This is a genomic window from Pantoea sp. S61, from assembly GCF_016625145.1.
In the GTDB taxonomy this organism is placed as follows: domain Bacteria; phylum Pseudomonadota; class Gammaproteobacteria; order Enterobacterales; family Enterobacteriaceae; genus Pantoea; species Pantoea rwandensis_B.
Map to the genome: position 1 here is coordinate 13,515 of NZ_JACVUO010000006.1, position 23,462 is coordinate 36,976.

Genomic DNA, 23,462 nt, shown 5'->3' on the forward strand with positions numbered 1-23,462 from the left:
TTTACAGAAAGAGAAAATGCACAACTAGCTCAACTTCGTGACTGGTTCCTTCACATGCTAATGAACGGTCAAGTAACGGTAAAATAAGGAAGTTAAACGATGACCATAAGCCAAATAGAGATAAGGAACATCAGAGGCATTTCGCACGAATGCTTCAATGTGCAGCTAAGTGCCCATAAACCCAATCTTTTGGTTGCACCTAATGGCTTTGGCAAGAGTTCGATCGCTACAGCTTTCTCGTCAATGAATACAAAGCGAATAGATCTTGCCGAAAACGATCATCATAAAGGGGATGAAACTCTTGTGCCCGAACTGAGTATCACCGTTGACGGGCAGAAATTAAGTGCTAATAGAACAAAAAACGAAATTCGACAACAGTTTGATGTGCTGGTAGTCAATAGCGGCCTAATCCCGAAAGCGAAAAAGCTTTTCAAGGGGGCGGTATCCTCCACCATTGAAGTGAAACCCATAATCATCTGCAAGATTCCGGCAAAAGCAGACTTTTCGTATAAGCTTGCTGATGCTAAAGCCAATTTTGGTCAAAACGGAAAGATTCTGCCTAACATAGCCGATCTATTAAAAGATCAAAGAATTTTGGATGCAATTAAGGACGTCGATTTAACAAAGTTCACTCAATTTCGAATTCAGACAGCGGTTCGAGCCATTGCCGACATGGTGAACAAACAGAATGGAAGTGCTGCTGTCATATCACAATGGATATTGGATAACTGTATTGATAACCTAAGAGCAGTGGCTATTTTAAATGGCATCTCTGAACGGCTAATCAAGAGTGGTGCAGCCGCTACCGAGATCGAAGGTTTTTTTGCGGCTTACCAAATCGCCAGCCTACATGCAGCCGATCCTAAAACATTTTCCGCTGCGACAGACTGGCTATATTACGTTACAGTCAAAGCACACTATCAAGACTTGCTGACAAACTTCAAAAGCTCTACTTGGCAATGGGCCAAGGTTGAAGAGACCAAGAAAAAGAAAGAGTTGGTTATTAGCTTCCCCAAAGCCCACCAATTATCGAACGGCCAACGTGACATAATTACGCTTGTGGTACAGCTACATAAAACTTTGTATGAGAGCAGCAAGAAACCGCTCATATTGGTGATTGACGAGGTGTTTGACTACTTGGATGACGCCAATCTGGTAGCTTTCCAATACTATGTCACCTCAATTATTGAAGAATACAAACAACGCAACCAAATAATTTATCCAATAATTTTAACGCACTTGGACCCAGGCGTATTTTTTGATTTCTGTTTTAACAAACATAAGATTCAGATCAATTATCTTCAATCAATGTCTAAAGGAAAGTCGCAGGACACACTTCGCCTGATAGAAGCAAGGGATAAACAAGCATTAATCAAAGACCGATTAGAGATGTGTTGGTTTCATTTTCATACAGACCAATGCGAGATTCCCGAACCTGAATGGCCAAACAACTTGCCGCAAGTGTGGCGAAGTTCAGCAGCTTTTCAAAATTATGCCTATATCGAACTGAAGCGCTATCTGGAGTGTAAAAATTACGACCCTATAGCGGTCTGTTTTGCCGTCCGTGTCGCCATAGAGAAACTCGGCTATGAAATGCTGACTCATGAAGATCAACAGAAAGAGTTTCTTACTACCAAAAAAACCAAGAACAAAATGGACTTCGCTGCCAGTACTGGTATTGATATTCCAGAAAGCTACTTCCTGCTTGGCTTGATATACAATACTAACCTACATTGGAGTCAGGGTCGTGACTATGTATCTCCACTCGCATCAAAGTTGAGCCATCCAACTATCAAGCGGCTAATAGAACAGGTAGTGACAGCAGTAGATAACCAAGGGGAACAATAATGAGTTATCAGGCTGAATTTACAGGATGGAACTCTCTAACTATAGAAGATCTCCTAGTTGCGTATAGGAAGGCCAAAGCCGACTGTTTCTTCGAGAATATCTTCCCGACTGCCATAAAGTTCGCTGAGTATGAGCAAGACTTATTGGCTAACCTAAATGAGCTGTTAATTCAATTAAAGAGCGACGCGGGTTTTGACGATAATGAAGCATTACTCGGGCATTTTCGATTACTGCCAAAGAAACTTTCTACAAATAAAAAATCAGATACTATTGAGAATGGCCACGTGCACTTTTCTAAACCAGAGAGAGCGGTAGAAAGTCTGTTCAATAATTACGACATAGTTCCTGAATTCCGTATTGTGGGCGACTTTCCTGTAGAAACCCACATCATTTCTGCACTGTGGCTCAACATGATTGGTCGCAAGTTTGACGCCAAGTTCGATGATAGCTGCTACGGCGCTAGGCTAAAACGAATTCGTAATGATGAGTTCTTCACAGATGGCGATGAAAAACCATTCCACATTAGCTCAATTGGCTCATTTGTCCCGTATTTTCAGCCCTATCAAAAATGGCGTAGCGACGGCCTTAAGGCTATCCGGGACGAGTTAGAAAAAGAACGCGATATTATTGCTGTATCCCTAGATCTGAAATGTTATTACCACTTTATTGACCCGCTTGCTATTTTTGGCAAAGGTTTGCTTGAAGCACTTGATCTACAACTGACAAATGAAGAAGAAGCATTCACCAAACAGCTCTCGAAATTCCTCAGCAATTGGGCAGAAGGTTCTTCAAAATTTGGCCAAACTGTTGGGGGTAAGAGAGCCAAGATCAGCGGCGGATTGGTGATTGGTCTTACATGTAGTCGTATCATTTCAAATGCCCTGCTATACAAATGGGACAGGCTTGTTTTGGAGAAGCTGTCACCGATACATTACGGCCGCTATGTAGACGATATGTTTTTGGTTCTACGTGATACCGGTACGATTTTCAATAGCTTGGATCTAATGAACCTGATTCAGGCTAGAATGGGTGAAAACGTTATTTATCAGAACGCTAAAAACAGAAAGGTTTGGGAGATAAACCAAGGCGCAAATATCCAAGGCAATTCAAAAATTTCGCTTCAGTCTGACAAGCAAAAGTTATTTATATTACAGGGGCGAGCGGGGCTCGATCTTCTGGATAGCATTGAAAAAGAGATATATGAGCTTTCCAGTGAACACCGTTTGATGCCGTCGCCAGACCAGTTGGAGCATTCGACGGCAGCCAAAGTGCTCTCCGCTGCCGGTAGCGTAGGGGAAAATGCCGATACATTGCGTAAAGCTGATGGCTTGACCATTCGCCGTTTGGGGTGGTCACTGCAATTACGCCATGTAGAAACCCTCGCGCGAGATTTGCCACCTAATCAATGGAAAGAGCAGCGCGAAGAGTTTTACCAGTTTGCCCATAACCATATCTTACGAGTGGATAATCTATTTGCTCATTTCCATTACTTGCCAAGACTACTCGGGTTTGCAATCAGCATGAACGAGTGGGACCAAGCCGAGCAAATAGCAGTAAAGTCCTATCAAGCCATTGATACCTTAGCTTCCGAAGTAGGCCAAGGTAAGAAGGTTCGAATTAATGGAGGTGATGCCAAAGTACTCAAAGATCTATGGGGCTATATCAAGGGCACTTTGACATGGTTATTTATTGATGCTGCCACACGCTACCATGATCCAAACAAGCTATTCTTAGGTGAACGGTCGAGCAAAAAGAAACGCTTAGCGGATCTTTTTTTGAATCAGATTGTGATAACACTGACTGATTTTGTAGAGTTATTAGACCTACATTTTGATGTGGCAGATTTCGAGAAGAAAGCACCACTTGTTGCAGCAGCAGACCTCGCAAAAGAAGCCTACAAGCACATTCTGAATAGTCCGTCTGCTGAAAAACTAGCAGGTAAACGCGATGCTAAGAAGGAAAAGAGAATCCTTAAGTTGCTTGGTAACTCAGAGTTTCTCGATGTGGAGGTATTTGAGCAGTTTATTAGCTCTACCCGAAAAACTAGGTTAAGCATGGTAACCAAGGGACAAAAGATAAATGACAGCTATCTGCCCTATCTTTTCCCAACCAGGCCACTATCTCCGGCTGAAATATCAGAATTAGCGCCTGAATGCGTAGGCTTGTTATCGGCATCTGGAAAACTTCCAATCTATGGTCCAGCAGTGACTTGGGCTAAATACACCCAAGTGCTGCGTGGGGTTTGGATAAAGCCCACCCTTTTGGCGGCGGAACAGGACGCCAACGACAAGAAATCAAAACAGCGCAAGAAATACCTGAGAATAGGGACAGATAGCAAGGATAAAGTCGTCGTTGCCTTAACCAACTTACGTACCGAAGACACTGACTGGGCTGCTACCGCCTGCAATAAACCGAATTTAAGCCGCAAACGTTATCAGAAAATATCAAAGCTGGTTAACGATGCTTTGAAACTGAGCCCAAAGCCTGATTATGTTATATTTCCAGAACTATCTATTCCTCTGCGCTGGCTGAACAGTATCGCTAGCAGACTCAGTGCTGCGGGTATCAGCCTAATCGCAGGAACCGAGTATCGGCACAAAGATGGCAACAAAATCCTAAGTGAAGCAGCACTGGTCCTCGCAGATAACCGGCTTGGCTATCCAACCTTTGTCAAAATATGGCAGCCAAAGCTTGAACCAGCAGTTGGCGAGGATAGAGAGCTAACAGTGAAATATGGAAAGGAGTGGGATACACCTGAGAAAGCACCAAAGCCGATTTATATCCATAATGGCTTCAACTTTGGTGTAATGGTCTGTTCGGAACTGCAAAACAGCAAAGCACGAATTCGTTTCCAAGGCGCTGTTGACGCTCTTATGGTTCTCAGTTGGAATAGGGATCTAGATACTTTTTCGTCTCTTATCGAATCCGCAGCATTGGACGTTCATGCCTACACTATACTGGTAAACAACCGAAAATACGGTGATAGTCGTATCCGATCGCCAGCCAAAGAGAGCTTCCTGCGCGATATCGCTAGATTGAGAGGTGGAGACAATGATTTTATGGTTGCAGCCACCTTGGATATTACCGCACTCCGAGCTTTCCAAAGCCGAGCAAAACGCTGGCCTGAAGAGAATGATAAATTCAAGCCAGTACCTGAAGGCTTTAGATTGTTAGATAAAAGGAAAAAACTGCCCCCTAGGTAGTATTTAATCTATTGTAGGGTAGCAAGTGGATAAATTGAATGGGGGCGTGAGACTCATCATCCCACTTTTCCCACTTTATCTGGCCCCTGCTACCACTTTTTGTTGCAACCGTTCAAACTTGGCGTGTACCCGGTTGGGGTAAAGATCGGTGTAGACCCGCCAGAGGATGTTGATGTTTCTGTGGCCGGTGACCTGGGCGACTAATATACTTTAGACATGGCAATTGAGAAAAGTAATATCACTTTATCTTATATTCAGTAAGACGAGTATGTATACGTATTAGTACATCCATAATCTCTTGCTCTTCTTCAGTATAATCACGTTCACCAATATAGTTAGCTAACTTACGGCTAATATCCGCATAATCAGAAAGTAGCTGATTAATTATTTTAATATCCATTTAATTTTCCTTGTTTTAATCGCACAGCCTTTTGCTGTACATATACATTATACCGTAAAAGATTTTTTCGTTCCAAAAATAGGAGCAGGTCAGAACTTGTCTTTTAACATCAACCCGATCGCTAGCCAATGCTCCATTAAAATTGACTTCAAAATAGTCGAGTCGCTCATCGTAATCAGCTTAATCTAGCAGCATTAGGTCTATGAAATCATCACGGGCCTTGTCCCGGATCGCCATGCTACTCATCGATGCAGTTTTTCCATCCAACCTATTGGGCTTAGGGAGGTTCCGATGAACTCTTTCCAGCAAAGATTTAAGCAATGTTTCTCGAAGTGAAAGGTTATTCGTGTTTCGTACAAAATAAAGTAAAGCTTCACTCGAGATAAAACCGGGGATACCTTCAGGCCAAACAGCTCCTCTGATGGCAATATCATCATCACTGAGCTTTTCGAGTTCATTGATCTCAGCCTCAGCGATTTCTCGCCGAGTATAAGCCACACTTTCTCTGTTTAATTTTCTTAGTGGTCGAGCCATAATCCATCTATACATGATGATTATTTAAATAAATATCAATAATTTATATTAACAACCAAAGCATTTTTTTCTTAGGGGATTAGAAAGCGCCTTCATGCTTAATCACCCCGTGTGTCATAATATTGCCGATTCTGTAGGATTACTCATCAACGTCTGTATCACTGCATTAAAACGGTAATCTACTACCAGTACCTCCCGTGCAATCCAGCATTACTCCTACAATTATTGCCTGAGTTGAGGGCAATCCGACGCTGTATGTTTACCGGCTTTCATCATATCGTTGACCAGATGAGCGGAAGGAAAAAAAAGTTAGCTACATCAAGCAAAGCCGTGCCAATGAGCCGGATATCGCCAGATCATTCTGATCAAGATCAGAAAACTTACTAATGGTATGTCTTGTCCGTATTGAGAAATCCACCTGCAAGCGAGTAGGTAGTTCAGGCTGGGAGCAAATACCGGATAAATCTATCGATTAGCGGCATATCAACATAATCGCCTAATTTTTGAACTGTCATTATTAATTGTGTCAATGAAAAAGTGCAGAATCAAATCCGAAGAGAAGAATAATTAACCTTCAATCATTTTTTAGCTCATAATGTTATGTAGAATCATAGTAACGATCATTATGTACTCTGGAACGCTCAAACGAGATTTATGTAACCCACACCTATTGGTGGTCATTCTGGTGGTCTTGACAGAGCGGCAATTCAGGTTTAGCTTACTTATTAGCCAATTACTGGCAAAGGCGATCCCAGTCAGAGGAGCCATATTTAGAGAAGCCCGCTCAGGGAAACCTGAGCGGGCTTTTTGCTGTTAATCACACGGTTGCTCCCTCGTCTCTGGCACACTGACTTCGACATCACTCACCAGACTTTGCGCGCTTAAGGTTCATTTATTGAGCCTTTCATAGCGTGATTTGAATTTTAAACGCCAGGACGCTCAATAGAACAGGTCAAAGGTTCAAATATGAACCTTTGCGTCATCAGGTGAAGGCGTGCACTCTGCAAGCCCCCCTCATTCGTTACACTTCCGTCCAACCCCGCAACAGGTTGTGATACATGTTCAGCAGGGACAGCAGCTCATCGCTATCGCCATGACGCGCTTTGAGGCTTTGGATATTGCGGTCCAGTTCGAACAGCATGGCGCGTTGCTTATCATCACGCACCATCGACTGAATCCACAGAAACGACGCCACACGTGCGCCGCGCGTCACCGGTGTGACACAGTGCAGACTGCTCGAAGGGTAAAGCACCAGATGGCCGGCAGGCAATTTCACCTTATGTTGACCATAGGTGTCTTCAATCACCAGTTCGCCGCCGTCATAACTGTCAGGTTCACTGAGAAAGAGCGTGGCCGAGAGATCGGTTCGCATCCAGCCAGCGGCACCGTTATGTCTCACCGCGCCATCAACGTGAAAGCCGTAGGTTTCACCCTGTTCGTAACGGTTAAACAGCGGTGTAGAAATAGAGCGCGGTAGTGCAGCAGAGAAGAACAGCGGGTTGTTGTTCAAAGCCTGCATCACTGCTGTTTGCAAGCGATCATAAAGCGGCGTACGCGTATCAATCTGCTGATTATTTTTTACCGTGGCGCCCTGGCTGCCCACCGTGGCGCGTCCGTCAATCCATTCGGCCTGTTGCAGCAGCGAACTGAAATTCGCCACGTCTTCTGGCGTCAGCACTGCAGGAATATGATACATCATCGCGGTGTTCTCTCATAAATAGGGGCGCGAACGCCCCATGGTGAATCTTAGAAGTGCACGTTTGCCGTTAACAGGAAGGTACGCGGCTCACCCGGATGGTAGCGGTAGCCACTCTTATTGATGGAAGCCACATAGTTGGTATCGAAAATATTGTACGCGTTGAGCTGCAGATCGAGGTTGTTATTAACCTTGTAGCCCAGCTTCGCATCGGCCACCCAATAACCTTCAGTATGGTCTGGCGTGCCTACCGCGCCATCGCTGCCGCGACGCAGGCTGCCCACGTAACGCGCACCCGCGCCAACAGAAATCGCATCAGTAGCCTGATATTGCGTCCACAAGGTGAAGGCGTGTTTCGGTGTATAAGCGATAGCAGAAGAGCCATCCTGAGCAACCGCTGCGCCCTCTTTCACCGAAGCATGCTGCTGAGTGTAACCGGCGATCACTTCCCAATCTGGGGTGATGTTGCCGGTAGCTGAAAGCTCATAGCCCTCTACGCGTTTTTTACCGGTTTGCGAATAAGTGCCGTCGTCGTTAGCGTCCACTTCATTCTCGATATCGGTACGGAACAGTGCAGCATTCAACAACAGGCGTTTATCCAGCACCTGCCATTTGGTTCCCACTTCGCTTGATTTGGCTTTTTGCGGTTTGAAATCAGTGCGGTTAGCACTATTGCCGGTGCCACCTGCCGCCAACGCAAAGCTGCTGCCGCCTGGAGGCTGCTGAGAAATAGCATAGTTGACGTAAACATTGCCCTGCTCGGTCAGACGATAGAGCGCACCCGCTTTCCAGTTCACCAGATTGCCAGACTTGGCCGTATCAACGGTAGTGAGCGGCGTGCCGCGTGCGATGCCCGTCGGACACGCCAGTGCACCGCGCCCGCTGCCGCCACACGCCGTGGCACTGTCATAATCGGTGTGATAGCTATCAAGACGAATGCCGCCGTTCAGCTCGAAATTTTTGGTCATAGCCAGCGTATCGAAGGCATAAATTCCGGTGGTATCGGTCTGCCCGTTGGCATTGGCGCCATTGCGATCCAGCCCTCCCACAGAAATGCTGCTGATCGGATGGTAGATGTTAACCGCAGGCGCAGTAATGGCGTTGACGCCGTAGTTGGTCTGGTTTTCACGCGTGAATTCCACGCCAGCACTGACATCATGCCCCACTGAACCGGTATAGAATTTCGAGGTAATATTGGTCTGGTTGGTAAGAATGCGGTTACTGACATCTTTCAGGTTTACGTTGCGCGTCCAGGTCCAGGTGCCAACATCATTAGGATTTGGCGTAGTAATGGTGCTGCCCATTACTGCGGTCAGCAGATACTCCTGCTTCACGCGCGACCAGCGTGTGGTGTTACGAATCGTGGTGCTGTCGCTGAGATCGTGCTCGAAGCGAACGGTGCCGCTATCCGTGGTGGATTTATCGAAATCGGAATCGGTGCCGTAATAATTGCTGGTCGCCACTTTGCCAGAATGGTTGAGTGCAGAAGTGGCTGCCGTCGGCGATGCGTATCCCGGCAGGCCGATGGTTGGGATGCCACCATCTGGCGTATTGTTCTGATGTACATGCAGATAGTTCAGGTATAAACGTGTTGACGTATCCAGACCCAATGCCAGTGAAGGCGCGACACCATAACGCTCATTTTGCACATTATCGCGTGCGGCATCGTGGGTTTTCTCGCCCATGAGGTTGAGGCGAAACGCGCTGTTGTCGCTGATAGCCTGGTTATAGTCCAGCGTACCGCGGCGCATCCACGCACTACCGACACTGACCGATGCATCCAGGCCCGTATCCAGACGCGGCTGCTTACTGATCATGTTGATTGAACCCGACGGCGCGCTGCGACCGTAATCGGTGCCAGACGGCCCTTTAATCACTTCAATCTGCTGAGTGTTAAAGGTATCGCGTGTCACGCTACCAATGTCGCGAATACCATCCACATAGATGCTGTTCGACGTATCCATGCCACGCATATACACAGCATCACCGGTCGAAGAACTGCCATTTTCCCCGGCATAAAACGCCCCCACACCTGGCACATTTTTCAGTGCATCGGTCAGGTTATTGACGCCTTGATCTTTAATAACCTGATCAGGAATCACCGTCATGGTGCGGGTGGTATCCACCAGCGGGCGCGTGAATTTGGGATCGGCAGATGTATTAGGCGCATACAGTGAAGGCGTTTGCGCCGTCACCACGAGAGTATCGTCTGATTTTGTGTTGGCATTATCAGCGGCCAGAGCGGCAGCAGGTGAAATACCAATGCATAGCCCGGTGAACAGGGTCAGCGAATTGAAACTGCCAAACGGCAAATTGCGATTGTTATCCATTTAAAAGGTAAATTTCTTATCGTTATTGACGGGCTCATCGCATCCGGCAAATCAGCGCATGTAACCTGCCCTGATCTCCACTGCCTCGGGATGCAACACCTAAACGATAACGCCAATGGTTATCATTTACCTTTTTATTCTTGCATGAGCGCAGCGGCTTGGGAATACATTTCTTTACGGTGGCCTTACATAATTAATACAATCAGTGCCAGCAGGAGAGTTGCGTCAGGGTTTGCTCAAGAAGTCGTCAGGAAGGGCTATCATTCAGGCACAAAAAACCCGCTGGACAGGGCAGCGGGTTTTTAAGCAGCGCGCACAGTTCATTCCAGTAGCTGTAACGCATAACGTGATGCAGGCGTTCATCGCTCATAGTAGCGATAAACCGACGGGTGGAATTCAATGCCATAAAGCTGGCTGACCGGGATCAGCAGATCAATATGATTGCTGAGATCGAATTCACGCTCTTCAGCGGGTGTCGATGTGGCGTTGATCAGGCGATGGAACCACTGTGACAGCATCGTTTTCATCGTCAGGTTCTCCAGTAATGGTTGACCCTGACAGTAAAGCGTAACTTGCTTTATAACCAAAACGATTAGTTATGCGATGGAATCCCAATTAATGCATATATTCATGGCCGCCTACTGCTACGGCGGCCATGCAGGTTATGCCCGGCTTTTGGCCAGCATGCGTCGATAATTGTTAAGCCACTTGCCACTGGTCAAACGGAACCAGAAGAACACACCGCGCACCGTCCAATCGAGGAACATACCCAGCCACACCCCGACCACGCCCATACCGAGCATGATCCCCAGCACGTAGCCGGCAACTACGCGCGCACCCCACATGCTGAACATCGACACGTACATGGTGTATCGCGCATCGCGCGCGCCTTTCAAACCAGCAGGCAGCACCCAGGATGCGGTCCAGATGGGCATAAAGGCCGCATTGAGCCAGATGAGGTGTTTGGTGACTTCGATAACTTCGGGATCGCGGGTGTAGAATTTAGCCAGCGTGCCCGCCAGTGGTACGGTGATCAATGCCAGTGTGCACAGCCCAATCATCGCCAGCCAGAACACATGTTTAATCTGCCTTTCCGCCTGCATCACCTGATTTTTACCCAGCCGCTTACCGGTAATGATGGTGGAAGCCGAACCGAGGGCGTTGCCCGGAAGGTTAATTAAAGTGGCAATCGAGAAGGCGATAAAGTTACCGGCGATTTCATTGGTGCCCATACCTGCCACAAAAATCTGCGTCAGCAATTTACCGCCGTTAAACAGCACCGACTCAATACTGGCCGGCACCCCAATCCCCAGTACTTCCATCAGGATGTTGCGATCCCAGCGACGGAAATAGCTGGCGATACTGATTCTTAATGCCGGCGTAATGCCACGATACAGCACATAAATGGCGGCCGCCGCGCCGATATAGCGTGAAATGGTTAATCCCAACCCGGCCCCGACAAAGCCCATCCCGTCCCACCCCATCGCACCATAAATCAGTACGCTACTGATCACGATGTTAAGGATATTCATGCCGCCATTAATCAGCATCGGAATTTTGGTGTTTCCCGCTCCGCGCAGCGAGCCGCTACCGATCAGGGCGATCGCCGCGGCCGGATAGCTCCACGCCGACGTTTGCAGGTAGCTCAGCGCCAGTTCCTTCACCTTGGGTTCCGCGCTGCCCGCAATAACATCGATAATCAGATGCCCCCAGATCTCAATCACAATCACCAGCACGAATGCCAGCACCGTCATCAAGCCTAGCGACTGCCGCGTAGCTGCGCGCGCGCGTTTGCCGTTGCGCTTGGCAAGGCTAAAGGCCACCACCACCGTGGTGCCGAGATCAATCGCCGCAAAGAAGGAGATAATCACCATGTTGAAGCTGTCGGCCAGACCCACGCCCGCCATCGCCTCTTTCCCCAGCCAGCTCACGAGGAAAGTACTCAGGACGCCCATCAGCATCACGCACAGATTTTCAATAAAGATGGGCACGGCTAACGGGGTAATTTCACGCCACAACAGCGTGCGATAAGAGCGACGTTTCGGATACCACGCCGTATTTCTGACCGCCCGCATCACTGCTACGCCAGGATTTTGCAAGGGAGTACCAAATCACTTTGGAGAGGAAGAAGAGTAATAATGATGATAGGCCACTGAGAAATATGCAAAGTGTTTCCCATCACCATTTAATCATTATTACAAACTTTTTGTCGCCACCACCGCAGGATCCGCTGCACCACCGAGATAAGCGCTGCGCACCTCATCGTTATTTAGGAGTTCTTCCCCACTGCCGCTCAGTTTTATCTCTCCGTTGACCATCACATAACCGCGATCGGCCAGTCGCAGCGCATGACGGGCATTTTGTTCTACCAGGAACAGCGTCATGCCCTGCTGGGTGAGTTCGCGAAGGATGTTGAAGATCTGCTTCACCACAGTCGGCGCCAGCCCGAGACTCGGTTCATCCAGCAGTAACAATTTAGGGCGGCTCATCAGCGCACGCGCAATCGCCAGCATCTGCTGCTCACCCCCGGAAAGCGTCATCGCACGCTGTTTGCGGCGTTCGAGCAGACGTGGGAACAGCTGGTACATCCGCTCCTTGTCCTCTTTCACAAAGCGGTCGCCCACCGCAATCGTGCCCATCAGCAGGTTCTCCTCCACCGTCATATCGGGAAAGATGCGGCGGCCTTCGGGCGCCTGCGCAATGCCGCTGGCGGCGATAAAATGGGTGCTGCGATGGCTGATCGACTCGCCGCGTAAGCGAATGTCACCACTGGCAATGCGCGGCTGGCCAAAAATCGACATCAGCAGCGTAGATTTTCCCGCGCCGTTAGCGCCGATCAGCGCCACCGTTTCCCCCTGGTTCACCGTCAGGGAAACCTGTCTGAGCGCCTGAACCGGGCCATAAAACACGTCCACCTGTTCAAAACTTAACATCGGTTCAGTCATGGTCGCACTCCTCATCTGCGCCGAGATAAGCGGCGATAACGTTGGGATCGTGGCGAATTTGCTGCGGCGTCCCCTGTGCAATAACATCGCCATGATCCAGCACCACAATGTGATCGGAGATACGCATGACCATCGGCATGTCGTGCTCAATCAACAACACGCTGATACGGTGATCGGCGCGTAAGCGATGCAATATCTGACTCAGCGCATCGGTTTCAACGGGATTGAGTCCCGCTGCGGGCTCGTCCAGGCAAATGAGTTCCGGTCGCGTGCACATGGCGCGCGCAATCTCCAGTCGGCGCTGCTGACCATACGAGAGCGTGCCAGCCAGTCGATTGGCGCTGGAGACCAAATCCACATTTTCCAGCCAGTAGAACGCGCGGTCTAACGCGCGGTTTTCTGCTTCGCGATAACCACGGGTATTCAATACACCGGCCAGCAGTTGACGATTGACCTGCATGTGCTGCGCCACCAGCAGGTTCTCTACCACCGACATCTCACGAAACAAGCGGATGTTCTGGAACGTCCGCGCCAGTCCAGCACGGTTAACCAGATGCGCGCCGCCAAACATTTTGTACCAAACACGCGATCCCAGCCGTGCCGGATGAAGCCAGTCCTGCGGATGAATTTTTTGCCCCAGTACCTGAATCACGTCGGTACTGCGCTGGTGGGCATTGAGTATGATGCGCCCGCCGGTGGCGCGATAAAACCCGGTCAGGCAGTTGAACACCGTGGTTTTTCCCGCCCCGTTCGGACCGATTAATGAGGTAACCGAACCGCGCGCCACAGAAAGGCTGACATCGTTCAGGGCTTTGATGCCGCCAAAGCGCATCATTAAGTGATCAACTTGTAGAATGGCATCACTCATGGCGCACTCCTTTCCGCAGCGGAACACCCACCCGCGCGGTACGAACCAATCCGCGTGGTCGCCAAATCATCATTAACACCATCAGCATGCCAAACAGCAGTACGCGATATTCGGCAAAACTACGCAGCAGTTCCGGCGCGACCGTCAACACAAAGGCGGCAAGCACCACGCCGAGTGTCGAGCCCATCCCCCCCAGAACCACAATTGCCAGGATTAACGCCGATTCGAAGAAAGTAAAGGAAGTGGGATTGACGAACCCCTGATAGCTGGCGAAAAACACCCCGGCAATCCCGGCTGTCGAGGCACCCAACATAAAGGCGGAGAGTTTGACCAGTACATGATTAAGCCCCATGGCGCGGCAGGCAATTTCATCTTCCCGCAAGGCTTCCCAGGCGCGGCCAATGGGCATGCGCGTTAACCGATGCTTGATCAACAGCACCAGCAGCACCACGAGTACCAGCACCACATAAATGAAGATGAATTTCATATTGGGGTTGTAATCGAGATGCAGAAACTCGTGATAAGGCACACCCCCGTCCCGCGCCCGGCGAGCAAATTCGAGGCCAAAAAATGTCGGTGAAGGCACCGATACGCCATTGGGGCCGCCGGTAAATGACAACCAGTTGGTTAAGACCAGACGGATGATTTCACCAAAGCCGAGGGTCACAATCGCCAGATAGTCACCATGCATGCGCAGCACCGGAAACCCCAGCAACGCTCCGGCAAACGCCGCCATTAATGCCGCGATCGGCAACATACTCCAGAACCCCAGGCCGAGGTACTCGTAGCCCAGCGCCAGGCCATAAGCGCCGATGGCATAAAATGCGACATAACCCAAATCGAGTAATCCGGCCAACCCCACCACAATATTGAGCCCTAGCCCCAGCAGCACATAAATCAGCCCCAGAATAGCGACCGTTAGCAGGTATTTACTGGAGAGAAAAGGAAAGGCCAGCGCAGCAATCAGTATCAGCGGCAATATCCAGCGCATCCGCGAGCGATAACCCGGCTCGCGGACATATACGCCATCATCATTGCCTTCAAACTTGCGTATAAAGCGTTGACCATAAAGCGTACTGGTGAACAGGCTGAGCATTAAGCGCCCTGCCATCACCAGTCCCACCAACAGCGCTACACGTTGCGGCGACAGTTTGAAGCTGTAACCATCCAGCACCACACCCACAATCGGACCAAACACCACCAGCGCAATTACTCCCGCCAGCAGCGTGTCGAGCAATGCTTCACGCACGCCCGCTTTTTGCGTCATTGCATTCATCGTGGCTTCCTCACACTTTCGCGACCAGCGGACGACCCAGCAGTCCCTGCGGACGGAAGATTAAAATCACCACCAGCAGCGAAAACGAGAACACATCTTTGTAGTCAGAGTTAACCAGCCCCGCAAACTGCGCTTCCGCTACCCCAAGTAGTAGTCCACCGAGCATGGCACCAGGTAGAGAACCGATACCGCCCAGCACCGCCGCCGTGAAGGCTTTGATACCAATGATGAATCCCGCATAAAAATCAAACGTGCCATAGTTCATGGTCACCAGCACACCCGCCAGTCCGGCCATGGCTGCGCCGATGACAAACACCAGCGAAATCACGCGATCGGTGTTAATGCCAAGAATGGATGCCATGCGCCGATCCTGCTGAACAGCCCGGCAGATGCGCCCAAGTTTGGTGCACTGAATAATCCAGGTGAGCAGCGCCATACCGCAGAACGCGGCAATCAGGATAAAGACCTTGGTCCAGGTGATTTGCACAATGCCGCCATCCACTTCCATGCGCAACACCCCCGTGAGCAGCGTCGGAATGCCCTGCTGGTTGGGGCCCTGGCTGAGCTGCACGTAGTTTTGCAGAATCAGCGACATGCCGATGGCGGAAATCAACGGTGCAAGACGTGTCGAGTTACGCAGGGGTCGATAAGCAATACGCTCGATGGCCCAGCCATAAGCCGCCGTGACAATAATGGTGAACAGCAAAGTGCCAAAAATCAGCAACGGGAAGGAGTGAATACCGAAGAAGCTCAGGAGTGCTAAGCCTATCGCGCACAAATAGGCGGAGATCATATACACCTCGCCATGCGCGAAGTTGATCATGCCGATAATGCCGTAAACCATGGTGTAACCGATGGCGATCAACCCATACACTGCGCCCAGCGTCAGGCCGTTGATCAACTGCTGTAAGAAGAAGGCGTCCATAAATCCATCCCGCGCGTAAAGGGAGCGCATACCTCGCGCCCAATGGCGAAAGGCCCCGTGATACGGGGCCGCGTATCGAATTACAGTTGGTGATATTTGCCTTTGTCATCCCACTGATAAACCACATAATCCGAGACTTTCAGATCGCCTTTACCATCCCAGGCTTTTTTACCCATGACGGTGTCAACGCTATTCGCTTTCAACCAATCGCTGGCTTTCGCGTTGTCTTTACCCGCCGCTTTGTAAGCCGCCGCAATGGCCTGCACAGAGGCGTAAGCGTACAGGGTGTAACCTTCCGGTTCGAAACCGCTGGCACGGAACTTCTCAATCACCGCTTTGCCATCCGGAATGGTGCGCGGGTCATTGCCAAAGGTCATGTATACCCCTTTGGTGTACTGAGGGCCGCCTGCCGCTGTTACCATCTCTTCCGTCACGATGCAGTCACCGGAGAAGAAGGCGGCATTCACGCCTTGCTCACGCATCTGGCGCACCAGAGGACCGGCTTCCGGGTGACAGCCACCAAAATAGACCACGTCGGGTTTCACCGCGCCAATCTTGGTGACCAGCGCATTGAAGTCCTTCTCACCGCGAGAAAGCCCTTCATAAAGCACCTCTTTTACTCCGCGTTTTTCCAGCGCAGCTTTGGTGGCATCGGCCAGCCCCTGACCGTAAGTGTCTTTGTCATGGATGACCGCCACCTTTTTCGCTTTCAGTTTGTCGATAATGAAGTCTGCTGCAATCGCGCCTTGCTGATCGTCACGGCCACACATACGGAACATGGTTTTCATGCCGCGCTCGGTAATTTGCGGGTTGGTTGATCCGGGAGTAATCGCCAGCACGCCAGCTTCGTCATACACCTCTGACGCGGGCATGGTGGAGGAGGAGCAGAAGTGCCCCACCACCGCCATCACTTTGTCCTGATCGACGAGTCGGTTTGCTACCGACACCGCCTGCTTGGGTTCACAGGCATCATCGCCCTGCACCAGCACAATTTTTTCGCCGTTAATACCACCAGCGGCATTGATATCATCGGCTGCCTGACTTGCGCCCTTCCAATATTGCGCCCCGTAGGTCGCATTCGGGCCAGAGAACGGGCCTGCCACACCAATCTTGATATCCGCCTGAGCGTAAAATGCCATGCTCAGGCAACCTGCAAGTACCACCTTCACTGGGTGTTTCATGAATTTCAAAGACATGCTTTCAATCCTCAACGGGTCAGGAACGGAGCCATACCACGGCCTGGGAGAAATCAATTTCTGAAACTTTTGCAGCGCATAGTGTGGCTGGTAGGGCCACGGTTATGAAATAAGCAAGAAACTCGCCAAAGAAGACGGTCGGTGGCAGCTTTTTGCAGTGACATCGCGCCAGGGCAGACAAGGCGCGAGTTGACATCCCTGCTAATCATAAACATAGCCAGAGTTAAGCCGCATACCAGCACCGTGATGGTGCAGAATGCGGTCGATCACAGATTATTCATCGTGCTGGGGTGTTTATCCGCTATGCTCTGGTCAAATCGGTCCACGTTTCTGAAGGAGAATCTATGAATACGCAACGGAACGGATTGAGTAGCCAGCAAGCACTGGATGAGCTGGAGCGCCTGTATGACAGTGCGGTGGAAGCACTGCGTAATGCGATTCGCGATTTCACGACACAGGGCACGCTACCGGATGAGGATGCGCGACAGAAAGGCCTGTTTGTTTATCCGGAACTGCGCATCACCTGGCTGGGTGAAGGCCCACAGCAAAACCGCACTCGTGCATGGGGACGTTTTACCCACACCGGCAGTTATAGCACCACCATTACCCGCCCGGCACTGTTGCGCCACTATCTGAGTGAGCAGCTGCAGATGCTGGAGAAAGAGTACGACGTCCTGGTTGAAGTGGTGCCTTCCCAGCAGGAGATCCCGTACCCCTACGTGATTGATGGCCTGACACTGGATCGCTCGATGAGCGCCAGCATTGCGCGCCATTTCCCTACCACTGAACTGTCACAGATTGGCGATGAAACCGCAGACGGCCTCTTCCATGCCAATGCGATTTTCCCGCTGTCACATTTCGATGCGCTGCGCACCGACTTCTCTCTGGCGCGTTTACGCCATTACACCGGCACCGCTGTGGAGCACTTCCAGCCGTTTGTGCTGTTTACCAATTACACGCGTTATGTTGATGAGTTCGTGCGTTGGGCCATTGAACAGGTTCAGGATCCCTCCACACCTTATGACAGCCTTGCCTGTGCTGGCGATGTGGTGATCACCGCTGACACCCAGGATCCCACAGCAATGATGTCTGATCTGGCCTGGAAGAAGCACCAGATGCCCGCCTGGCACCTGACGTCACCAAATCGTCGTGGCATCACACTGGTGAACATTGGTGTGGGTCCGTCCAATGCCAAAACCATCTGCGACCACCTCGCAGTGATACGTCCACACGCCTGGTTGATGATTGGTCACTGCGGCGGCCTGCGCGAAAGCCAGACCATCGGTGATTACGTGCTGGCGCATGCTTATTTGCGAGACGACCATGTGCTGGATAGCGTGCTGCCGCCGGACATTCCTATTCCAAGCATTGCTGAAGTGCAGCGAGCGCTGTATGACGCCACCAAGGCCGTGAGCGGCATGCCGGGAGAAGAGGTGAAACAGCGGCTGCGCACGGGTACGGTGGTAACAACGGACGATCGCAACTGGGAGCTGCGTTACTCCGCTTCCGCGCTGCGTTTCAACCTGAGCCGCGCGGTCGCGGTAGACATGGAGAGCGCCACTATCGCGGCACAGGGTTATCGCTTCCGCGTTCCCTATGGCACCTTGCTGTGCGTGTCGGATAAACCACTGCACGGCGAAATTAAACTGCCGGGCCAGGCAAATCGCTTCTATGAAGGGGCGATTTCTGAGCATCTGCAGATCGGCATCTGCGCGGTTGAGCTGCTGCGTGCTGAGGGCGATAAGTTGCATTCAAGGAAACTGCGCACCTTTAATGAACCACCGTTCAGGTAAATGCTTCATTCCGGTCCCACTGGGGCCGGAATGATATTGGATTACAGGTCAAACTTTCACCAACAGGTCTTTCACAAACCAGGCCAGCACAGCCAGAATAGCGGGCACCATAATTGACCAGGTTAGTCGATCATTCAGCTTTTCAAATTTCACATTCAGCTTTTCAAACTTCTCATCGATCCTGACAAATTTCTTCTCGAATTTTTCATCCATGCGTTCAAACTTCACATCGATGCGTTGTTCCATTTTGTCCAGCTTGTCATCGATGCGCAGTTCCATTTTGTCCAGCTTGTCGTCGATGCGCAGTTCCATTTTGTCCAGCTTGTCGTCGATACGCACTTCTAACTTTTCCAGTTTATCGTCAAAGTGCAGCGCCATTTTGTCCAGCTTGCCGTCGATACGCACTTCTAACTTTTCCAATTTATCGTCAAAGTGCAACGCCATTTTTCCAAGCTTGTCGTCGAAATTCAGCGCCATCTTGTCAAACTTGCCATCGCTACGCTTTTCCGACTGTCCCATTTCACCCAGCAGTTCGCTACGCAGCGTGCAGATATCAGCTCTGGTCGCAAAATTCTCCGATCGCGCGGTCAGGACGGCAACATCCTGTTGAATTTGATGGGTGGTCTTTTCCAACAACCCGACTCGTTGAGTGAGCTCTTCCATTTTTGAACCTCCGATATTCCTGACGACGTAAATAAGTGGCGGAAGAAACGGGGCAGTACGCATGGCGTATTCCATTACAAACCTCCAGAGCGTCCCGGCTACCTCTTCACCTTGCAGAGTAGTGAAACAGATTCGAGCCGATTAAACATTCCACGAACCCGCCATACACGGCAAAAAAAATCAGGCAGGCATCAATACGCCGCACAGGCTAAAACTGGCAGAGAAATAACAAAAGCCGCCACAGCGAAGGATTGCGAGAAATCGCACAGGAAATATTTGCGGGGGATGAAACTGAAAACACGGAAGCCCGAGCGGGCTTCCGGAAACCAAAACTTAAGCGCTCAGCCAGCCCAGTTTGATAACGAACAGAATCGAGAGAATCACCAGTGCGGCATTGATCTCTTTCGTACGGCCACTCAGCAGTTTTACTACGGTCCAGGTAATGAAACCGAAGGCGATACCGTTAGCGATTGAGTAAGTCAAAGGCATGGTCAGCGCGGTCACGGTCACTGGCGCAGCCGTGGTGATATCTTTCCAGTCGATTTCGGCCAGACCAGAAGCCATTAACACCGCCACAAACAGCAATGCCGGTGCGGTAGCGTATACCGGAACGCTTCCGGCCAGCGGTGAGAAGAACAGGCTTAGCAGGAACAACACCGCAACCACAATCGCCGTCAAACCGGTACGGCCACCGGCACTGACACCCGCAGCCGATTCCACATAGCTGGTGGTGGTTGAGGTGCCCAGTAATGAACCAAACAGCGCAGCCGCACTGTCAGCGATCAGCGCACGACCCATTTTCGGCACATTGCCTTGCTCATCAGCCAGACCGGCACGCTTGGTCACACCCAGTAACGTGCCGGTGTTATCGAACACATCCACAAACAGGAAGGCGAAGATGACGCTCACCAGACCCACGTTAAACGCACCCGCGATATCCAACTGCATGAAGGTCGGTGCAATTGACGGTGGTGCGGAGAACACGCCACCAAATGGCGTCAGGCCAATCCCCATCGAGATAAAGGTGACAATCAGGATGCCAATCAGCACCGCGCCGGTTACGCGACGCGCTTCCAGTGCCACAATGATGAAGAACCCTAACAGAGCCAGCAGCGGACCCGGTTTGGTCAAATCGCCCAGGCCAACCAGTGTTGCCGGGTTATCCACCACGATGCCCGCGCCTTCCAGCGCGATCAATGCCAGGAACAAGCCGATACCCGCAGCGATACCCGCGCGCAAGGGAAGCGGGATACTGGCAATAATCCACTCACGAATTTTGAAAATTGACAGCGCAAAGAAGATCACCGCTGACAGGAACACCGCACCGAGTGCGATCTGCCAGGTGTAACCCATGTGCAGCACAACGGTATAAGTGAAGAAAGCATTGAGCCCCATGCCTGGTGCCAGCGCGATGGGATAGTTGGCGATCAGCCCCATCAGCACACAGCCAATTGCCGCCGCTAAGCAGGTCGCCACAAAGACCGCACCCTTATCCATGCCGGTCGCACCGAGAATGCTCGGGTTAACAAACAGAATGTAGGCCATGGCCAGGAAGGTAGTGATACCCGCAATGATTTCGGTGCGCACGGTGGTGTTGTGCGCTTTAAGTTTGAAGAGTTTTTCTAACATCATCATCTCTCATGAGCGGAGACGGCACGGGTGCACGTTCTCTCTTGCCAATGTGGTTAACAAACTAATTATTGTATTGATGAAAGCGACACACGCTGGACCCAAGGCAGACACACCTTCCGCTTTCCCCTGTCCACATAGCAATAGCTATGCCATCACCGTACGCAATCGTTTACGTTTCAAAATGCGGTTACGGTTAGGATAATTCTGAACCCGATCAGGGCGCGATTATGGTGCATTGCACCATGGCTGCGCAATCGTTTTCCCTTCGACTGCTCTCAGGAGAAAAAAGATTGCGGCACCGCACGCTTTCGCACACTGCTCAGCGATGGCGCTCACGTTTCTGCAGCATAGGGCAGCAGCTTAAAAACATCGGGTTACACTGCTTTTTAACCCTTTCGCAACATAAGAGACAGTGCAATGAAGCCCGCGATTTTGGTCGTTGATGATGATCGTGCCGTGTGTGAATTGCTGCACGATGTTTTGAGTGAACATGTGTTTACCGTCTACAGCTGCCATCAGGGCAAAGATGCCCTTGCGCTGCTTAGCCTGCATCCCGAGATCTCCCTGGTGATGCTGGACATGATGCTACCGGACACCAATGGCTTACTGGTGCTGCAACAGATGCAGCGACAGCGGCCGGACCTGTTGGTTATCATGCTGACCGGAATGGGGTCGGAAGCGGATATGGTGGTGGGATTAGAGATGGGTGCTGATGATTACATCGCCAAACCCTTTAATCCTCGGGTGGTTGTCGCGCGTGCACGTGCGGCACTGCGCCGCTGTGGGCGTCTGGCACAAGCTGATGCGCAGCAGGATGAAGGATGGCAATTCAATGGCTGGCGGCTGGATGATGCGCGTTGTCAGCTGTTTAATCCTCAGCGCGAAAGTGTTGCCCTCACCCAAGGCGAATATACTCTGTTGCGCGCCCTTGTAGGTCACGCACGCAAAGTGCTGACGCGCGATCAACTGCTGGAACTGACCCACAATGAAAGTCTTGAGGTGTTTGACCGTACTATAGACGTGCTCATTATGCGACTGCGGCGGAAAATCGAAGCCAATCCACATCAACCCAGCCTGATCCGCACCATCCGTGGCCTCGGTTACGTATTTTCCGCTGATGTATTGCGTCCGGCTTCAGCCGCACGTGAAACACAGATTGCCTGATCCATCCAGCGCTGCATCTCGGCCAATGGCCGCGTGCCGTCCAGCGCGTTTGCTGCATGCAAATTGAAACAGGCGCAGGTGTGTGCCAACTTCAAGGTCTCCAGCAGGGGCCAACCTTCATGGCTGGCAAATAACACCCCAGCGCAAAATGCATCTCCCGCGCCAACACTGCCCATAATCTCTTCTGGTTTCAGGCACCACGCCGGCTGCCACCCTTTCTCACCCATTCTCTCTTGTCCCCACGCACCTTCAGGGGCATGGATCACCACGCGTTGGCGCACGCCCTGTTCCATTAACCAGGCGGCGGCCTCGGCAAACGCACTGGGCGCTGCCAGCCCCGAAGCGCTGCGCAGCGTCACTCCGGTGAGTGATTGCGCTTCCAGTTCATTAATCACCAGATAGTCGAGCCAGCGTAACGCCGGCACCACCAACGGGCGATACTCCCCGGTTCGCGACACCAAATCCAGCGACGTGAGGTAGCCGCGTTGCTGCATTTGTGCCAGCAGATGCGCACTGCGCGTACCAAACACTTCATCAGGCTGGTCGAGACTATCCAGCAACAGCAAATAGCCAAGATGAAAAATACGGTGTGACGTGGCAACTTCAGCAAAATGGGGCAAATCCAGCTCGGCATTGGCCCCGCGCGCATGGAAAAACGTACGTTGACCATCGGGCGTGGTCATCACTTGCGTCATCGCCGTGCTGACACTGTGTGTACGTTGCACAAACTGACGATCAATCTGATGCTCGTCCAGCAACTGCACGATGTAATCGCCGTCGCTGTCCCCGCCCACCATGCCGACACCCGCCAGCGGCAAATTGACCTGCATGCGCGCCAGGGTGAACAGCACATTCAGTGCAGCGCCTCCGCTGCACTTCTCGCTGTGGGTAATCTCGGCTAACCAGCCTTGTTCCGGCCAATGCGTGATGCGTTGCACATGATCCACCAGCATACTGCCCGCACCGAGAATACCGTTGCGTTGCACCAT

The 23,462-nt window shown here is 51.0% G+C and carries 19 protein-coding genes; 5 read left to right on the top strand and 14 right to left on the bottom strand.

Annotated features, from left to right (window positions below; all coding sequences use genetic code 11):
* The first annotated feature begins 99 nt into the window (after positions 1-99).
* Both IAE30_RS13545 and IAE30_RS13550 read left to right on the top strand, forming a co-directional pair.
* Positions 100-1,848: a hypothetical protein gene (locus tag IAE30_RS13545; RefSeq protein ID WP_200680135.1), complete on the top strand. Its 1,749-nt coding sequence runs from the start codon at positions 100-102 to the stop codon at positions 1,846-1,848.
* Complete coding sequence (locus IAE30_RS13550) at positions 1,848-5,051, top strand: hypothetical protein (RefSeq protein WP_200680137.1); 3,204 nt, start codon at positions 1,848-1,850, stop codon at positions 5,049-5,051. Before IAE30_RS13545 ends, IAE30_RS13550 begins: the two co-directional genes overlap by 1 nt.
* Before the next feature lie 238 nt (positions 5,052-5,289).
* Here IAE30_RS13550 and IAE30_RS13555 read toward each other — a convergent pair whose 3' ends face one another.
* Together IAE30_RS13555 and IAE30_RS13560 are read right to left on the bottom strand one after the other, a co-directional pair.
* Positions 5,290-5,451, bottom strand: a complete 162-nt coding sequence (locus IAE30_RS13555; protein ID WP_161556326.1) for a hypothetical protein — start codon at positions 5,449-5,451, stop codon at positions 5,290-5,292.
* Between the two features lie 180 nt (positions 5,452-5,631).
* Complete coding sequence (locus tag IAE30_RS13560; RefSeq protein ID WP_234472760.1) at positions 5,632-5,985, bottom strand: hypothetical protein; 354 nt, start codon at positions 5,983-5,985, stop codon at positions 5,632-5,634.
* 625 nt (positions 5,986-6,610) lie between these two features.
* On the opposite strand from IAE30_RS13560, the gene IAE30_RS13565 reads away from it, so the two are divergent.
* Positions 6,611-6,802 carry a hypothetical protein gene (locus tag IAE30_RS13565; RefSeq protein WP_200680140.1) on the top strand — a complete coding sequence of 64 codons (192 nt, stop codon included), beginning with the start codon at positions 6,611-6,613 and terminating at the stop codon, positions 6,800-6,802.
* A gap of 204 nt (positions 6,803-7,006) precedes the next feature.
* On the opposite strand, the gene ybiX is transcribed toward IAE30_RS13565, so the two are convergent.
* From ybiX to IAE30_RS13610, 9 genes are all read right to left on the bottom strand, one after another.
* Positions 7,007-7,684, bottom strand: a complete 678-nt coding sequence (gene ybiX / locus IAE30_RS13570; protein WP_038646295.1) for a PKHD-type hydroxylase YbiX — start codon at positions 7,682-7,684, stop codon at positions 7,007-7,009.
* A 47-nt stretch (positions 7,685-7,731) separates the two neighbouring features.
* A complete protein-coding gene (locus IAE30_RS13575) occupies positions 7,732-10,011 on the bottom strand; it encodes a catecholate siderophore receptor Fiu (RefSeq protein WP_200680143.1) in 2,280 nt (759 codons plus the stop codon).
* Between the two features lie 359 nt (positions 10,012-10,370).
* The gene (locus IAE30_RS13580) at positions 10,371-10,538 is read right to left on the bottom strand and encodes a hypothetical protein (RefSeq protein WP_167540446.1); all 168 of its coding nucleotides are present in this window, start codon (positions 10,536-10,538) and stop codon (positions 10,371-10,373) included.
* A 135-nt stretch (positions 10,539-10,673) separates the two neighbouring features.
* The gene (locus IAE30_RS13585) at positions 10,674-12,086 is read right to left on the bottom strand and encodes an EmmdR/YeeO family multidrug/toxin efflux MATE transporter (RefSeq protein WP_200680144.1); all 1,413 of its coding nucleotides are present in this window, start codon (positions 12,084-12,086) and stop codon (positions 10,674-10,676) included.
* 120 nt (positions 12,087-12,206) lie between these two features.
* A complete protein-coding gene (locus IAE30_RS13590; protein WP_200680145.1) occupies positions 12,207-12,956 on the bottom strand; it encodes an ABC transporter ATP-binding protein in 750 nt (249 codons plus the stop codon).
* Positions 12,949-13,824, bottom strand: a complete 876-nt coding sequence (locus tag IAE30_RS13595) for an ATP-binding cassette domain-containing protein (protein WP_200680146.1) — start codon at positions 13,822-13,824, stop codon at positions 12,949-12,951. The genes IAE30_RS13590 and IAE30_RS13595 overlap by 8 nt, the downstream gene beginning before the upstream one ends.
* Complete coding sequence (livM, locus tag IAE30_RS13600; RefSeq protein ID WP_038646287.1) at positions 13,817-15,100, bottom strand: high-affinity branched-chain amino acid ABC transporter permease LivM; 1,284 nt, start codon at positions 15,098-15,100, stop codon at positions 13,817-13,819. Before livM ends, IAE30_RS13595 begins: the two co-directional genes overlap by 8 nt.
* A 10-nt stretch (positions 15,101-15,110) precedes the next feature.
* Positions 15,111-16,025 (bottom strand): branched-chain amino acid ABC transporter permease LivH, encoded by a 915-nt coding sequence (locus IAE30_RS13605; RefSeq protein WP_200680147.1) that lies wholly within the window; start codon positions 16,023-16,025, stop codon positions 15,111-15,113.
* An 80-nt stretch (positions 16,026-16,105) separates the two neighbouring features.
* The gene (locus IAE30_RS13610) at positions 16,106-17,164 is read right to left on the bottom strand and encodes a branched-chain amino acid ABC transporter substrate-binding protein (protein WP_160868152.1); all 1,059 of its coding nucleotides are present in this window, start codon (positions 17,162-17,164) and stop codon (positions 16,106-16,108) included.
* A gap of 401 nt (positions 17,165-17,565) precedes the next feature.
* Between IAE30_RS13610 and IAE30_RS13615 the strand changes: the two genes are divergently transcribed.
* The gene (locus IAE30_RS13615; RefSeq protein ID WP_038646283.1) at positions 17,566-19,014 is read left to right on the top strand and encodes an AMP nucleosidase; all 1,449 of its coding nucleotides are present in this window, start codon (positions 17,566-17,568) and stop codon (positions 19,012-19,014) included.
* Between the two features lie 48 nt (positions 19,015-19,062).
* Here IAE30_RS13615 and IAE30_RS13620 read toward each other — a convergent pair whose 3' ends face one another.
* Entirely contained in the window at positions 19,063-19,752 is a 690-nt protein-coding gene (locus IAE30_RS13620) for an MICOS complex subunit MIC60 (protein ID WP_234472761.1), read from the bottom strand.
* A gap of 258 nt (positions 19,753-20,010) precedes the next feature.
* On the bottom strand, positions 20,011-21,309 hold the full coding sequence (locus IAE30_RS13625) for an NCS2 family permease (protein WP_231638511.1): 1,299 nt from the start codon (positions 21,307-21,309) through the stop codon (positions 20,011-20,013).
* 417 nt (positions 21,310-21,726) lie between these two features.
* Between IAE30_RS13625 and IAE30_RS13630 the strand changes: the two genes are divergently transcribed.
* Positions 21,727-22,473, top strand: coding sequence for a response regulator (locus tag IAE30_RS13630; RefSeq protein WP_038646280.1), 747 nt, complete (start codon positions 21,727-21,729; stop codon positions 22,471-22,473).
* Here IAE30_RS13630 and IAE30_RS13635 read toward each other — a convergent pair.
* On the bottom strand, positions 22,410-23,462 hold the full coding sequence (locus IAE30_RS13635) for a carbohydrate kinase family protein (protein ID WP_200680148.1): 1,053 nt from the start codon (positions 23,460-23,462) through the stop codon (positions 22,410-22,412). The genes IAE30_RS13630 and IAE30_RS13635 overlap by 64 nt on opposite strands.